Raw genomic sequence first — 12,906 nt, forward strand, 5'->3', positions numbered from 1 at the left:
GGCCGCGAACGGGGCACCGCACAGGAACCGCACAGAGAGAACACACGATCACCAAAGCGGCGGCCGCGATCGTAGGGGCATGACAGCCACCGCCCCCGCATCGCGGCCCGGGAGCGTCCCGGTCGATCTGGCCGGTCCGCAGCCCGTTCTCGACGTCGTCATCCCGGTCTACAACGAAGAGGCCGACCTCGAACCGTGCATCCGCCGGCTGCACGCGCACCTGGCCGAGCACGTCTCCTACCCGTACCGGATCACCGTCGCCGACAACGCGAGCACCGATGCGACGCTGCAGGTGGCCGAACGGCTCGCCCGGGAGTTCCCCGAGGTCGCCGTCCACCACCTCGACGAGAAGGGCCGCGGCCGCGCGCTCAACGCCGTGTGGCGCGCCTCCGACGCCGCCGTGCTCGCCTACATGGACGTCGATCTCTCCACCGATCTCGCCGCGCTCGGGCCGCTCGTCGCGCCGTTGCTGTCCGGGCACTCCGATCTCGCCATCGGCAGCAGGCTCGCCCGGGGGGCGCGCGTGGTGCGCGGGCCGAAGCGCGAGTTCATTTCCCGGTGCTACAACCTGATCCTGCGCTCGACGCTCGCCGCGAAGTTCAGCGACGCGCAGTGCGGCTTCAAGGCCATCCGCGCCGACGTCGCCCGCGAACTGCTGCCGCACGTGGTGGACACCGGCTGGTTCTTCGACACCGAGCTGCTGGTCCTGGCCCAGCGCGCCGGGCTGCGGATCCACGAGGTGCCGGTCGACTGGGTCGACGACCCCGATTCGTCGGTCAACATCCTCAAAACCGCCACCGAAGACCTCAAGGGCATCGCCCGGGTCACCAGGGCCACGTTCACCGGGGACATCCCGGTCAGCAGGCTGCGCGAGCAGCTCGGCCGGCAGCCGATCGGCGTCGACGCTCCGGGCGTGCCGCCGCGGCTGGTGACGCAGCTGGTGCGGTTCGCCGCGATCGGCGTCAGCAGCACGCTCGCCTACCTCGTGCTGTTCCTGCTGCTGCGCACGGTCGTCGGGGCGCAACCGGCGAACTTCGCCGCGCTGCTGGTGACGGCGGTCGGGAACACCGCGCTGAACCGGCGGCTGACGTTCGGCATCCGCGGCCGCGCCGGCGCCGGACGCCACCAGTTCGAAGGGCTGCTCGTGTTCGGCCTCGGGCTCGCGCTCACCAGCGGGGCGCTGGCCCTGCTCAACGGATCCACCACCCCCGGCCTCGTCCTGGAGCTCACCGTGCTGGTGCTGGCGAACCTCGCCGCCACGGTGCTCCGGTTCCTGCTGCTGCGCGGCTGGGTGTTCAACCCGCGCCGCCAGGCCACCTCTCAGAAGGAGTACTGATGACCACCGTCCTGCCCGCCCCGGTCACCGAGCACCGCAGGGAGCCCGCCGCGCACGCGCCACCGCGCTGGGTCCGCCCGGCCGCGTTCGGGCTGCTGGCCGCCACCGCGGTGCTGTACTTCTGGAACCTGACCGCGTCCGGCTACGGCAACTCCTTCTACGCCGCCGCCGTCCAGTCCGGGACGCAGAGCTGGAAGGCGTGGCTCTTCGGCTCGCTGGACTCGGGGAACGTGCTGACCGTCGACAAGCCGCCCGCGGCCCTGTGGGTCGGCACGGCCTTCGCCCGCATCTTCGGCTTCTCCAGTTTCACCGTGCTCGCCCCGCAAGCGCTCATGGGTGTCGCCTCCGTCGGGATCCTCTACCTGACGGTGAAGCGGACGTCGGGCCCGGTCGCCGGGCTGCTGGCGGGAGCGGTGCTGGCGGTCACGCCGGTCGCGGCGCTGATGTTCCGCTTCAACAACCCGGACGCGCTGCTGGTGCTGCTGATGGTCGCGGGCGCCTACTTCGTCGTGCGGGCCACGGAAAAGGCCAGCCCGCGGTGGCTCGCGATGGCCGGGGCCGCGATCGGGTTCGGCTTCCTGGCGAAGATGATGCAGGCGTTCCTGGTGCTGCCGGCGTTCGGCCTGGTGTACCTGCTCGCGGCGCCGGCGTCGCTGGGCAAGCGGCTGCTGCACCTCGGTGGTGCGGTCGTGGCGCTGGTCGTTTCGGCGGGCTGGTTCATCGCACTGGTGGACCTGTGGCCGACGTCTTCGCGGCCGTACATCGGCGGGTCCGAAGGGGACAGTCTGCTCGAACTCGCGTTGGGCTACAACGGGTTGGGCCGCATCTTCGGCGGCGAGGGCAACGGCGGCATGGGTGGCGGCGGCATGGGCGGCAACACCGGGTTCGGCGGCTCGTCGGGCCTGTTCCGGATGTTCGGCGCCAGCTTCGGCACGGAGATTTCGTGGCTGCTGCCGGCCGCGCTGATCGGGCTGGTGGCCGGCTTGTGGTTCACGCGCCGCGCGCCGCGGACGGACGCGACCCGGGCGGCGCTGGTGCTGTGGGGCGGCTGGCTGGTCGTGACGGCGCTGGTGTTCAGCTTCATGAGCGGCACCGTGCACCCGTACTACGCGGTCGCGCTGGCACCGGCGATCGCGGCGCTGGTCGCGATTTCGGGTCGCGCGCTGTGGCAGGGCCGCGCGCACCTGGCGCCGCGGGCGACGCTGGCCGGGATGGTCGTGGCGACGGCGGTGTGGTCGTTCATCCTGCTGGACCGGACGCCGGAGTGGTTCCCGGCGCTGCGCTGGATCGTCGCGGTGCTCGGGGTGCTGGTGGGCACGGTGCTGGTGATGGGCGTGCCGGCCTCGCGCCGGGTGATCGCGGTCGTGGCGGCGGCGGTGGTCCTGACGGTCGGCGTGTCGTCCGCGGCTTACGGCGTCGAGACGGCGTCGGTGGCGCACAGCGGGTCGATCCCCACGTCGGGTCCGACTTCGAGCGCGATGGGCGGCTTCGGTGGCGGTCTTGACTCATCGTCGAGCGCGATCGGCTCCTTGCTGGCCCAGACGACGACGAAGTGGGCCGCGGCGACCACGGGTTCGCAGAGCGCGGCCTCGCTGGAGCTGTCGAGCGGCAAGGCGGTGATCGGCATCGGCGGCTGGAGCGGTTCCGACCTGGCGCCGACGCTGGCCGAGTTCAAGGCGTACGTGGCCGCGGGTGACGTCAAGTACTACGTCGAAGGTGGCCGGGGAGGCGGGCCGGGTGGTGGTTCGTCGGACATCACGGCTTGGGTGACGGCGAACTTCACCGCCACCACAGTTGATGGCCAGACGGTGTACGACCTGCAGAGCTGACAGCGGGTGCCCGGGCTTCTTCGGAAGCCCGGGCATCAGTCGTCCGTGACCGGTGTGATCTCGCGGGTGTCCCGGACCCTCGTGTTGTAGTGCGCACCACGCACCACGGTCGTCTCCACCAGCGCCTCGAAGTGCTTCGACTTCCGCTGCTTGCGGAGAAACTTCCGATCACGCAGCTTCTCGGCCGCGGCCGTCGTGCCGTACCCCCAGCAGCCGGCCAAGATGACAATCTCGGCCGTCTCGGGCGCCAGCGGGTTCGCCGCACGGATGATGAGTCCGTAGTCATTGGTCGGGTCCCCGATTCCGTCATACTGCGGCGCCGAAGCAGAACCGGTTCTGCGATCGATCACCGCGGTGCCGCCTCCCGCGTCCCGGGCGAACTCATAGGCGACCGCATGATCGAGTCTTGCCAGCATGGTCGCTGTCACGGAATTGCCGTCCGGCCCGCCGATCAGCACCAGGTCCGAACGCAGATCTCGGGAATTCAGCTCCTTGGACTCGACGATCTTTCCCTCGAAACCCAGCTCGCGCAACTGGGTTTCGATCTCGACGAGGGCGAGCATGTCCCCCTTGCCCACCATTCCCGACTTCTCCCACGCACTGAGGGGCTCCCAATCCGGAGCACCGAGAACGATGAACGGCGCACGGCTCCCCATGGCTTTCCAGAACCGCCGAGCACGCAGCAACCGGACGCGCCTGCCGGTTCTCGTGGCCAGCCATACCGTCGCGCCACCGATCGCGGCGGCGATCAAGTTGACCGAGACATCAGGGACCGCACCGAGGACCAAGCCGCTGAAACTCGCGTGCGGCACCATCATCCGCGATCACCTCACCGGTTGCCAACGCCGTGAGCGATCACCCTACCCGGCCGCGCGATCATTCTCCCGAAGTCGGCGACTGGGCAGCAATCTGATTCTCCATGTCCTTGAATTGGCCCGAAAACGCTGCACTCAACCACCGAATGGCGGATTGACGGATAGCACCCACCTCGGACCGTGTTCACGACCCTTCGCACGCAGATAGTGGCTAAACGATCTTACAGAGAAAGTATAAAAATCTTCCGTACCTTGGCAGCGAACGGCGGCAGGGGGCCGCCAGACCAGGGGGTACACCATGGATCGCCGTAGCCTGCTCAAAATCGGAGCCGCCACCGTTGCCGGGGTGGCGCTTGCCGGGAGCACCGTCGGGACCGCCGCCGCGGACAGCGGGCTGCCGCCCGTGCCCGGGATGCTCGGGGACCGCCGGGCCAACGAACTCTGGTACCAGCTCGACGAAATCTCGCTGTACCACCCGTCGCAGGCAGTCCAGGACGCCTACGCGGTGCTCTTCCCCTTCATCCAGCAGAACGCTCCGGAAGGCCTGTACGAGAAGTGGCGGGAGCTGAGCCGGGAACCGGCGTACCCGAAGAACTACGCCGAGTTCGCCAAGCCCGTCGAAGGTCCGCTGACCACTCTCTCGACGCTGCAGCTCGACAACTTCGACCACTTCTACCGCGGTGACGAAGCCGGCCTGGTCAAGGCCTTCGCCGCCTTCGGGCAGGGCATCCTCTTCGACCCGCGGCGCGCGCCGGAAGAGTCGGAGGTGCACACCATGAACGGGAACCCGCCGGGTGGCTACCACTTCTGGCACTCCGTCCTGCGCGCGCAGATGGTCCTCGGCATCGACCGGCACCGGTGGGCGCGGATCCACCCGATGATCGGCTTCGGCTGGGCGTTGCAGTCCATCGCGAAACCCGACCACCGGCACGTCAACCCCGCCCTGCCGCGCGAGCAGGTCCGTGCGCTCGCCCGGTACTGGCTGCCGCGCTCGCCCGCCGAACTCGATCGTGACTTCCAGTCGGCGCCCTACCCGGGCTGAACGTCCAGCACCCGCTGGTACGCCGCCCGCAGCGTCGGGCCCGGCGCGATCCCGAGCCGCTCGTCGAGGAGGTGGCGGCCGCGGTGGTACACCGCCACCGCGTCCGCCGGCCGTCCGCTCGCGCAGAGCGCGGCCATGAGCAGGGCCCGCGCGCGCTCCCGCATCGGGTGCTCGAGGACGAACGCCGTCGCGTCGGGCACCGCGCGCCGGTGTTCGCCCGCCGCGATTTCGGCTTCGAGACGGCCCTCCAGTGCCGTCAGGCGCAACTCGTCGAACCGCGCCGCCTCACCCGCGCGGAGCGGTTCGGCGACGCCGGCGAGCACCGGGCCGCGCCACAGCTCCAGTGCGGCGTGGAACAGCCCCGCCGCGCGGGCCGGGCGGTCCGCGCGCAGCTCCGCGTGGCCCGACGACGCCAGCCGCTCGAACTCCTCGGCGTCCACGGTCCCGCCCGGCGTCAGCAGGTAGCCGCCGCCGGCCCGGACGAGCCGCGCCGGGCGCCCGAGGGCCTTGCGCAGGCGGGAGACGTACGTGCACACCTGCGCGTCGACCGTCGACGGCCGTTCGCCGTCCCACAGCAGTGAAATCAGCCGTTCGTCGGGCACCACGCGCCCACGGGCCAGCAGCAACGCCGCCAGCAGCGTCCGCGGCTTGCACCCGCCGAGCACGGCCGGGCGGCCGTCGGCGCGCGAGACCGCCAGCGGCCCGAGAATCCGGAACTCCATCCCCACCCCCTCTCCAACGTACCCGGAAAGTCTCAGCCGCCCCTTAGGTTCGGCGCGGATCATGGAGACCAGAGGGGGATGAGGAGGCCGCGATGATCATCACCCGTCCGGGTTACCCACGCTGGCACACCGCGAGTGCGCAGGGACCGCGCTCACTCAACGCCGACGCCGTCGGGGCGTACGCCGCGGCCGGCGGGCCCGGCATCGCGTTCGCCCTCGCCGACGGCGTCGGGGACGATCCCGCCGCCGCGCGCGCCGCCCGCACCGCCGCCGCGGCCGCCGCGCGCACACCGGTCCACAAAGGACCGGTCGAAGCCGTGCTCGCCGCGCAGCGCGCGGTGCGCGAGCAGACGCTCGGGGACGCCGTGCTCGTCGTCGCCATGCCGGCCGGGCACGGCGGGTACCGCATCGCCTGGGTGGGTGACGCCCGCGCGTACGCCTGGGACGGCACCACGCTGAGCCGCCTGACCACCGACCACACGCTCGCCGAGTTCTTCCGCGCCCGGCACCAGCCGGTGACGCCGCGGATGGAGCACGTCGTCACCACCAGTGTCCGCACCGCGGAGGCGCATGAGATCGGCACGGCGGAGACGACGAGCTCGGGTTTGCTGCTGACCAGTGACGGCGTCCACAAGCCGCTCACCGGGAGTGGTATTCGGGCTGTGCTGGCGCAGCCGGGCCGGGGTGCGGCGGAACTCGTTGAAGCCGCGCTGGCGCGCGGTGGCTCGGACAATGCCACCGCCCTCTATGTCGAACCCTTGGAGGTCGACAGCACGACCGTCCGGTTTCCCGTTGCCGCGTGAAACTCGGGGGTGAGGGCGTCCTGCCGGGGTCTTCCCGCCGGCGGGTGTGGCCGATGCGTGGATTGCGGGTCAGGCGCCGCCTACCTGCCTCGCCCTTAACCGCGCTTGAGCTGGCGGTACTCCCGCAGCACCAGCACGATGATCACGATGTCGAGGGCGGCGAAGAACGGCAGTGCTATCGAGTGGGTGTGTACCGCTCGGAAGATCTCGTAGACGACGAATGCGGCCAGGATGGCGGCCGCGATCGGGTAGGCGCGGACGATCTTGCGGGCCAGGGCCCACACCAGGCCGAGCTTGATCAGGCCGTGGGCGAGCAGGTAGGCGACGGCGAAGGTCTTCGTGTCGCCGTGCAGGAAGTTCTCCGTCGCCGATTCCAGGTGGCGCGCGAGCGTGCCCGATGGGTCGCCCAGCAGGTCGCGGGTGATCACCGCGTGGGTGAACCCGCTGACCGTCGAGGCGGGGATGAACGCCAGGATCAGTGCCCCGACTACCTGCAACGCGCCGTCGAGGCCCTTGATCGCGATGGCGATGCGGAAGAACCGCTCGGTCGCCGTCGGTTTCTGGTCGGTCATGTCCCCAGCTCAGCAGAAACGGCGGGTCAGCGCACGTGGAGGCACTTTTCGCACCGTTCGTGGCGGGTTGTCCGCCCGGTCGGGTCTGTCCCGTAGAAGGGGAAACAGGCCGCGCCGCAGACGGCCAGGAAGATCGGCCCGCACCGGAGGGGGCGCGGGCCGACCTGGTGGGCGACGGCCAGTGCGCGCCGCCGTGCGCCCGCTTCGGGGAGCCAGCCGTGGTCCGGGAGGCCGGCCCGGACCTCGGCGTCGAGCTCGTCGGCGCGGGTGATCAGGTCCTCGCCGAGGTCGGCGAGGCGCTCTCCCAGGTCGCGGAGGATGTCGGGGCGCGGTGCCTCCTCCCCGACGGTCCTGGCCAGCCACGCCAGATCCGGGACGAGCGAGGCGTGCAGGTCGCGGATGCGCTCCAGCAGCCGATGGTCCCGATCGGCGTCGATCAGCACCGCGCCAGCCACGCCGACTCGCATTCGGCGCACGTCGGGTCGAACCAATTCCCCCCGAGCTGCGGAACATCCTTCACCGCGACGGTCACTTCTTCCCCGCACAAAGCCACGAACTGTTCCTCCGGACGCGGAGGGAACGGTCCGTCGAGCGCGTGGCGCTTTCCCTCCGCCTGCTGCCACCTCAACATGATGTCCATTGAAACTGTCTCGTTTCGTTGACACCAACACACCGAGGGAGTCATGAGGTTACATCGCGGGCGGCGCTGAGCTCGTGCCCCAGGCGGTGGGGGTGTCGCTCAAGGAAAAGCGGATCTTGCCCGCGCGGAGCAGGTCGTCGTGCGAGATCCAGCTGCGGCCGTGATCGCGGTGTCCGATCCGGACGTCCTTTGTGTACTGGAGCTTCGCCGCGCTCGCGCCGGGTGCCTCGATCTCGATCTTGCGGCCGCCGGCCGGGCGAATCTCGACCTTCTCGAACATCGGCGTGCTGAGGAGGTACGTCCCGGAGCCCGGCTGCGCCTCGAAGACACCGGCCATGCCGAAGACGAGCCACGACGAGATGGTGCCGAGGTCGTCGTTGCCCGGCATGCCGTACGGCGTGTCGGTGAACAGCGTCCGCGCCGCGCGCAGCACGGCCGAGGTCTTCCACGGCGCGCCCGTCCAGCTGTACATCCAGGGCGCGTGCAGGTCGGGCTCGTTGTTCGGGTTGAAGGCGAAGTTGTTGTGGTAGTCGTACGCGCCGTGGACCCAGGAGTCCTTGGCGGCCTTCGCCGGATCGGTGAGCAGCAAGGGCATGTCGAAGAAGGTGTCGAGCCGCTGCTCCGCCTGCGCCGGGCCGCCCATCAGGCCGAACAGCTTCGCGGTGTCCTGCTGGGCCAGCCACTGGTACTGCCACGGCGTGCCCTCGTGGAAGCCGGTCGACTTCGCCGGGTCGGGATCGCCGACGCCGGTGCCGTCCGCGGCCTTCGTCCGCGGGAAGCCGGTGAAGCCGTGGGATTCGACGCTCGTGTCCCACAGGTGCGCGAAGTTGCCACAGCGCGCCCGCAGTGTCGCAGCCTTGTCTCCGTAGCCCAGCCCGGCAGCCATTGTGGACAGTGCACAGTCGGCGAGGGCGTACTCGAGGGTCGCCGAGCCGGCCTGCCGGGTGTCGCCGTAGGTGTAGCCCGGGAGGTCCTGGTAGCCGATCCAGCCGTTCTCGACGTAGCTCGGGTTGCCGTCCCGGCCGCGGAAGATCGACTGGTCCGCGGGCACTTCGTTGGCGTTGCGCCACAACGCGTCGAACAGTTGACGCGCGGTCCGGTCGTCGAGGAGACCGCGACGGTAGTTGTCGACCACCCACGGCGTGACGGGGTCGCCGCTCATCACGTTCGTCTCGCCGCCGGCGAGCGCCCAGCGCGGGACCCAGCCGCCGTCCTGGTAGATCTTGAGGACGGACTTGGTCATGTCCGCGGCCTTGTCCGGGTGCAGCAGCGCGACCAGCTGGTTCTGCGAGCGGTAGGTGTCCCACAGCGAGAACATCTGGTAGTAGGTGTCCCGGCTGCGGTGGACGGCGTCGTCGAAGCCGCGGTACGAGCCGTCCACATCGGACCCGACGGACGGGTGCAGCAGCGACCGGTACAGCGCACTGTAGTAGGTGCGCTGGTCGGCGGTCGTCCCGCCGGCGACGCGCAGCCGGTTCAGCTCGTCTTCCCACGTGTCGTGGGCGGCCTTTCGCGCCTTGCCGAACGACTTGGGCTGCTCGGCGCCGCGGTTGAGCCGGGCGCCGTCGATCGAGGTGTAGGACAAGCCGACCGAGGCGCCGACCTGGGCGCTGTCGGTGCCGAAGGTGAGCCAGGCGCCGGTGCGCTGGCTGCCGAGCTTCGCGTCACGCTGGTTCGGCGTCAGCTTGTTGTCGGTCCAGGTGCCGAAGCCGGTGAACTTGCGGTCGAACTTGGCGCTGAAGAAGACCCTGTAGCGCTCTTTCTGCGTCTCCCAGCAGAAGTTGCCGCCCTGCAGCCAGCCCTCGACGGTGTCGTCGCCGACCACGTGGACGTCACCGGCGTAGGTGTAGCCGTTGCTCTCGCCGACCTCGATGAGGACGTTTTCGCTGGTCGCGCCGTTGGGGAAGGTGTAGCGGTGCTGGCCGGTGCGCTGGGTGGCGGTGAGCTCGGCGCCGATGCCGTTGGCGAGCTTGACCCCGTAGTAGCCGGGCTGCCGGGTCTCGTCGGCGTGGCTGAACTTCGCGCCGTACTTCGCGGGGTCGCTCGTGGTGACGGCACCGGTGGTGGGCATGAACCGGAAGTTGCCCATGGTCTGGCAGCCGACCCCGGAGAGGTGGGTGTGGCTGAAGCCGAGGGTGGTGTCCTGCGCGTAGTCGTAGGACGCGTACTTCTTCAGCTGCGTGTCCGGGCTGAGCTGGACCATCCCGAACGGCGTGGTGGCGCCGGGGAAGGTGGTGCCGTCGCCGTTGTTGCCGATCGAGGTGTCGACGAGCGTGGTGGGGTCTTCGGCGAACCTGCTGCCCCCGGCTTCGGCGGGGGTGGCGAGCGCCATCGTCGTGGCTCCCGCGAGCAGAGTGGCGAGGACGCGGGTGCGCGTCCGGGTAATCGGCGACAACGTTGTCAGATCCACGGTGGGATCTTTTCCGTTGTCCGGTGGACAAATCAAGCCCCGACGGGCGCCTAGCCGAAGGTGAAGCTCGTCGCGTCCGTGATCGCCGAGGCGCCGGCCGCGGTCTGGGCCACCACGTCGACCTCCGCCGGATAGCGGTCGGGCCGGGTGGGCACCGCCACGACGACCTGCCAGTCGGACGGCGGCCCGATGGGCGTCGCCGGAAGCGTCCCGAAATGGATCGACGCTCCGGAAAGCCCGCTTCCGGTCACGGTCACCGCGCTTCCGCTCGGGCCGGTCGCGGGGGTCACGCCGGTGATGACGGGTACGACCGGCGCGCGGCTGGGAGTTCCGTTGCCCAACCCGGCTTGCGCCTCGATGGCGGTTTGCGCGGTGCGGGAACCGAAATAGAAACCGATGACCAGGCTCAGCACGGTCAGAATCGAAGCGATGATCGTCTTGCGCAGATCCGGGGCATCCGCCGCACCCGAAAACGCGGTGACGCCGAATGCGGCGGCGACCAGCGCGACCACGAGGTAGGCGATGGTGGTCCGGGCGGTGTTCGCGGTACCGCGAGGCCGGGCAAGAAACCGCAGGATCGGCAGCAGCTCGGCGCAATGGCTTTTGCTGGTCTTGAGCCAGGCGGTCAGGTCGTCGCGCCACTTGGCCGCCCGGCGCAGGTCCATGACCATGGGAATGAATGCCGCGAGGAGGAGCACCACCACGAAACCGGCCGCCAGGGCGACCGCGCCGCCCGTCGTAACCGGAATCATCGAGCCGGGCGGCGGGGAACTGGGCGGGGAACTTGGGGTCGTGGTTTGGGCAGGCACGAGGTGCAGCCCCATTCCGAAGTGCCTCATCACACCGCCACCGCCTTACTCACTCGAGCCGATATCCGACCCAAAGCGTGATCCCGAAAAGCGAGAACGGTCCATTACCACCCCGAATCGGATCGATTTCTTGACGCGACCGAAATATCGGCCGGGATTTCCCCGCGACGCCCGGCGCCGGTTCGGGAAAATCACGCCGGGCCACGCGCCGGTGATCCGCTCAGATCTGGTGCGTGACGTGCCCGTCGACGATCGTGGCCGTCACCGGAAGGTTTCGCAGGTCGGCCGGGGACAGCGCGGACGGGTCCGTGGCCGTCACCATCAGGTCCGCGACGTCCCCCACCGCCACTCCGCGACGGCCCCCCGAAGACGCGGCCAACGCTTCGGCGAACGGGATCGCCTGCTCCGGGTGCCACGGTGGGCGGTCGTCGTCCGTGCGGGAAACCGCCGAGGCGATGCCGTCCCACGGGTCCAGCGGTGCCACCGGGGCGTCCGAGCCGAACTCCAGGCGGGCTCCCGACTCCAGCAGCGACCGGTACGGGAACGCCCGCGCCGTGCGGCCGTGCCAGTGGCGGTCCGCGACGTCGCGGTCGTCCGGCTGGTGCGCCGGCTGGACCGCCGCAATCACGCCCAGCGCGGCGAACCGCGGGATGTCCTCCGGGGACAGCAGCTGGGCGTGCTCGATGCGGCCGGGACAGCCGACCTCCTCGAACGCGTCCAGTGCGATCGTGTTCGCCCGGTCGCCGATCGCGTGGACCGCCGGGACCAGCCCGTGGTCGAACGCTCGCCGCAGCAACGGAACCAGCTCGCCGGGCGGCAGTTCCAGCAACCCCGGCGACTCGGCGCCCGGGTACGGATCGTGGCAGTAGGCCGTGCGGGTGTTGAGGGATCCGTCCACGAAGAGCTTGAACGGCCCCACCGTCAGCCGCCCGCCGGAGTCCGGCAGGACGTCGCCGGTGCGGTGGCCGCGCTCGATCGTCCGGTCCAGGAGGTACCTCGCGATCACGCACGAGATCCGGGCGGCCGGGGCGCCCCGGCGCGTCCAGTCCGCCACCGTGTCCGCGTATTCGTAGTCGGCGATCTCGGTCACGCCGCGCGCGGCCGCCGCGGAAACCGCTTCCGCCACCCACCGGTCCTGGACGTCGATCGCCGCCGTCGGGAGCTGGGCCGTCGCGGTCATGCAGTCGCCCTCGAGCAGGACGCCCGTCGGGTGCTCGCGGCCGATCAGCTTCAGCGCCACCGGGCTCAGCCACACCGTGTGCAGGTCCGCGCTGAACAACGCGACCGCGCGCCCGGGCAACGCCCGCTGCAGCAGGTCCTTGTGCGGCTTGTCCGGCCACAGCGCATCACGGAAACCCGCGCCCACGACGAGTTCCGTCTGCGGCGCCGGCGTCGCCAGCAGGTGCGCGAGCAGCAACTCGATCGCCTCCCCCGCCGAGCGGGCCGCGTCCAGCGGGATGCGGCGCCGGGACGTCGCCCACTGCACGACGTGGACGTGCGCGTCGACCAGCCCGGGCAGCAGCGTCCCGCCGTGCCCGTCGACCACCCGCGCGGCGAACCCCGTGGAGCCCGGTTCGGTGATCGACGTGACCCGGCCGTCGTTCACCCGCACGTCGGCGAGGTCCCCGCCGAGGCCCGGCCGGACGCGGCGCAGCAGGAGATCATCCATGCGGACCACCATGCCAGCCCCGCCCGTCCGGGTGAAGCACAGCTTGAGAAGGGAAATATCCGGGTACCAGCTACCGTTGGAGCAGATGGCAGCCGTCGCCCGCCGAAGGGTCAGGGCCGGTCCATGGGCGCCGCCTTCACAAGCCGCGCAGGGTTCGACTCCCTCGGTTGCCACGCGATCGCCCTCCTGGGGCCAGCGAAGCCAGCTCCGGGCCTTCTCGGTAATGGTGAAGCTCGGCTGGTCGGTGTCGCGGGCGCGG

The 12,906-nt window shown here is 70.4% G+C and carries 12 protein-coding genes; 4 read left to right on the forward strand and 8 right to left on the reverse strand.

Annotated elements, in window-relative coordinates:
* Nucleotides 1-79: 79 nt before the first annotated feature.
* Together AB0F52_RS31280 and AB0F52_RS31285 are read left to right on the forward strand one after the other, a co-directional pair.
* Complete coding sequence (locus tag AB0F52_RS31280; protein ID WP_360178896.1) at nt 80-1,336, forward strand: bifunctional glycosyltransferase family 2/GtrA family protein; 1,257 nt, start codon at nt 80-82, stop codon at nt 1,334-1,336.
* Nucleotides 1,336-3,165, forward strand: coding sequence for a glycosyltransferase family 39 protein (locus AB0F52_RS31285; RefSeq protein ID WP_360178899.1), 1,830 nt, complete (start codon nt 1,336-1,338; stop codon nt 3,163-3,165). Before AB0F52_RS31280 ends, AB0F52_RS31285 begins: the two co-directional genes overlap by 1 nt.
* A 35-nt stretch (nt 3,166-3,200) precedes the next feature.
* On the opposite strand, the gene AB0F52_RS31290 is transcribed toward AB0F52_RS31285, so the two are convergent.
* Nucleotides 3,201-3,983: a hypothetical protein gene (locus tag AB0F52_RS31290; RefSeq protein WP_360178902.1), complete on the reverse strand. Its 783-nt coding sequence runs from the start codon at nt 3,981-3,983 to the stop codon at nt 3,201-3,203.
* A 295-nt stretch (nt 3,984-4,278) separates the two neighbouring features.
* Between AB0F52_RS31290 and AB0F52_RS31295 the strand changes: the two genes are divergently transcribed.
* Nucleotides 4,279-5,022: a twin-arginine translocation signal domain-containing protein gene (locus AB0F52_RS31295; protein WP_360178905.1), complete on the forward strand. Its 744-nt coding sequence runs from the start codon at nt 4,279-4,281 to the stop codon at nt 5,020-5,022.
* On the opposite strand, the gene AB0F52_RS31300 is transcribed toward AB0F52_RS31295, so the two are convergent.
* On the reverse strand, nt 5,010-5,744 hold the full coding sequence (locus tag AB0F52_RS31300; RefSeq protein ID WP_360178908.1) for an AfsR/SARP family transcriptional regulator: 735 nt from the start codon (nt 5,742-5,744) through the stop codon (nt 5,010-5,012). The genes AB0F52_RS31295 and AB0F52_RS31300 overlap by 13 nt on opposite strands.
* Before the next feature lie 92 nt (nt 5,745-5,836).
* On the opposite strand from AB0F52_RS31300, the gene AB0F52_RS31305 reads away from it, so the two are divergent.
* The gene (locus AB0F52_RS31305) at nt 5,837-6,547 is read left to right on the forward strand and encodes a serine/threonine protein phosphatase (RefSeq protein WP_360178911.1); all 711 of its coding nucleotides are present in this window, start codon (nt 5,837-5,839) and stop codon (nt 6,545-6,547) included.
* Nucleotides 6,548-6,642: 95 nt separating this feature from the next.
* On the opposite strand, the gene AB0F52_RS31310 is transcribed toward AB0F52_RS31305, so the two are convergent.
* The 6 genes from AB0F52_RS31310 to AB0F52_RS31335 form a co-directional block, all read right to left on the reverse strand.
* Entirely contained in the window at nt 6,643-7,119 is a 477-nt protein-coding gene (locus tag AB0F52_RS31310; RefSeq protein WP_360178913.1) for a DUF2127 domain-containing protein, read from the reverse strand.
* 26 nt (nt 7,120-7,145) lie between these two features.
* Nucleotides 7,146-7,586, reverse strand: a complete 441-nt coding sequence (locus AB0F52_RS31315) for a hypothetical protein (protein ID WP_360178916.1) — start codon at nt 7,584-7,586, stop codon at nt 7,146-7,148.
* On the reverse strand, nt 7,556-7,804 hold the full coding sequence (locus tag AB0F52_RS31320) for a zinc finger protein (RefSeq protein ID WP_360178919.1): 249 nt from the start codon (nt 7,802-7,804) through the stop codon (nt 7,556-7,558). The genes AB0F52_RS31315 and AB0F52_RS31320 overlap by 31 nt, the downstream gene beginning before the upstream one ends.
* A 4-nt stretch (nt 7,805-7,808) precedes the next feature.
* Entirely contained in the window at nt 7,809-10,169 is a 2,361-nt protein-coding gene (locus AB0F52_RS31325) for a GH92 family glycosyl hydrolase (RefSeq protein WP_360178922.1), read from the reverse strand.
* A 50-nt stretch (nt 10,170-10,219) separates the two neighbouring features.
* Complete coding sequence (locus AB0F52_RS31330) at nt 10,220-10,993, reverse strand: IPT/TIG domain-containing protein (RefSeq protein WP_360178925.1); 774 nt, start codon at nt 10,991-10,993, stop codon at nt 10,220-10,222.
* A gap of 205 nt (nt 10,994-11,198) precedes the next feature.
* Nucleotides 11,199-12,647 carry an amidohydrolase family protein gene (locus tag AB0F52_RS31335; RefSeq protein ID WP_360178928.1) on the reverse strand — a complete coding sequence of 483 codons (1,449 nt, stop codon included), beginning with the start codon at nt 12,645-12,647 and terminating at the stop codon, nt 11,199-11,201.
* Between the last annotated feature and the right edge of the window lie 259 nt (nt 12,648-12,906).

The organism is Amycolatopsis sp. NPDC024027 (assembly GCF_040638975.1).
Lineage (GTDB): Bacteria > Actinomycetota > Actinomycetes > Mycobacteriales > Pseudonocardiaceae > Amycolatopsis.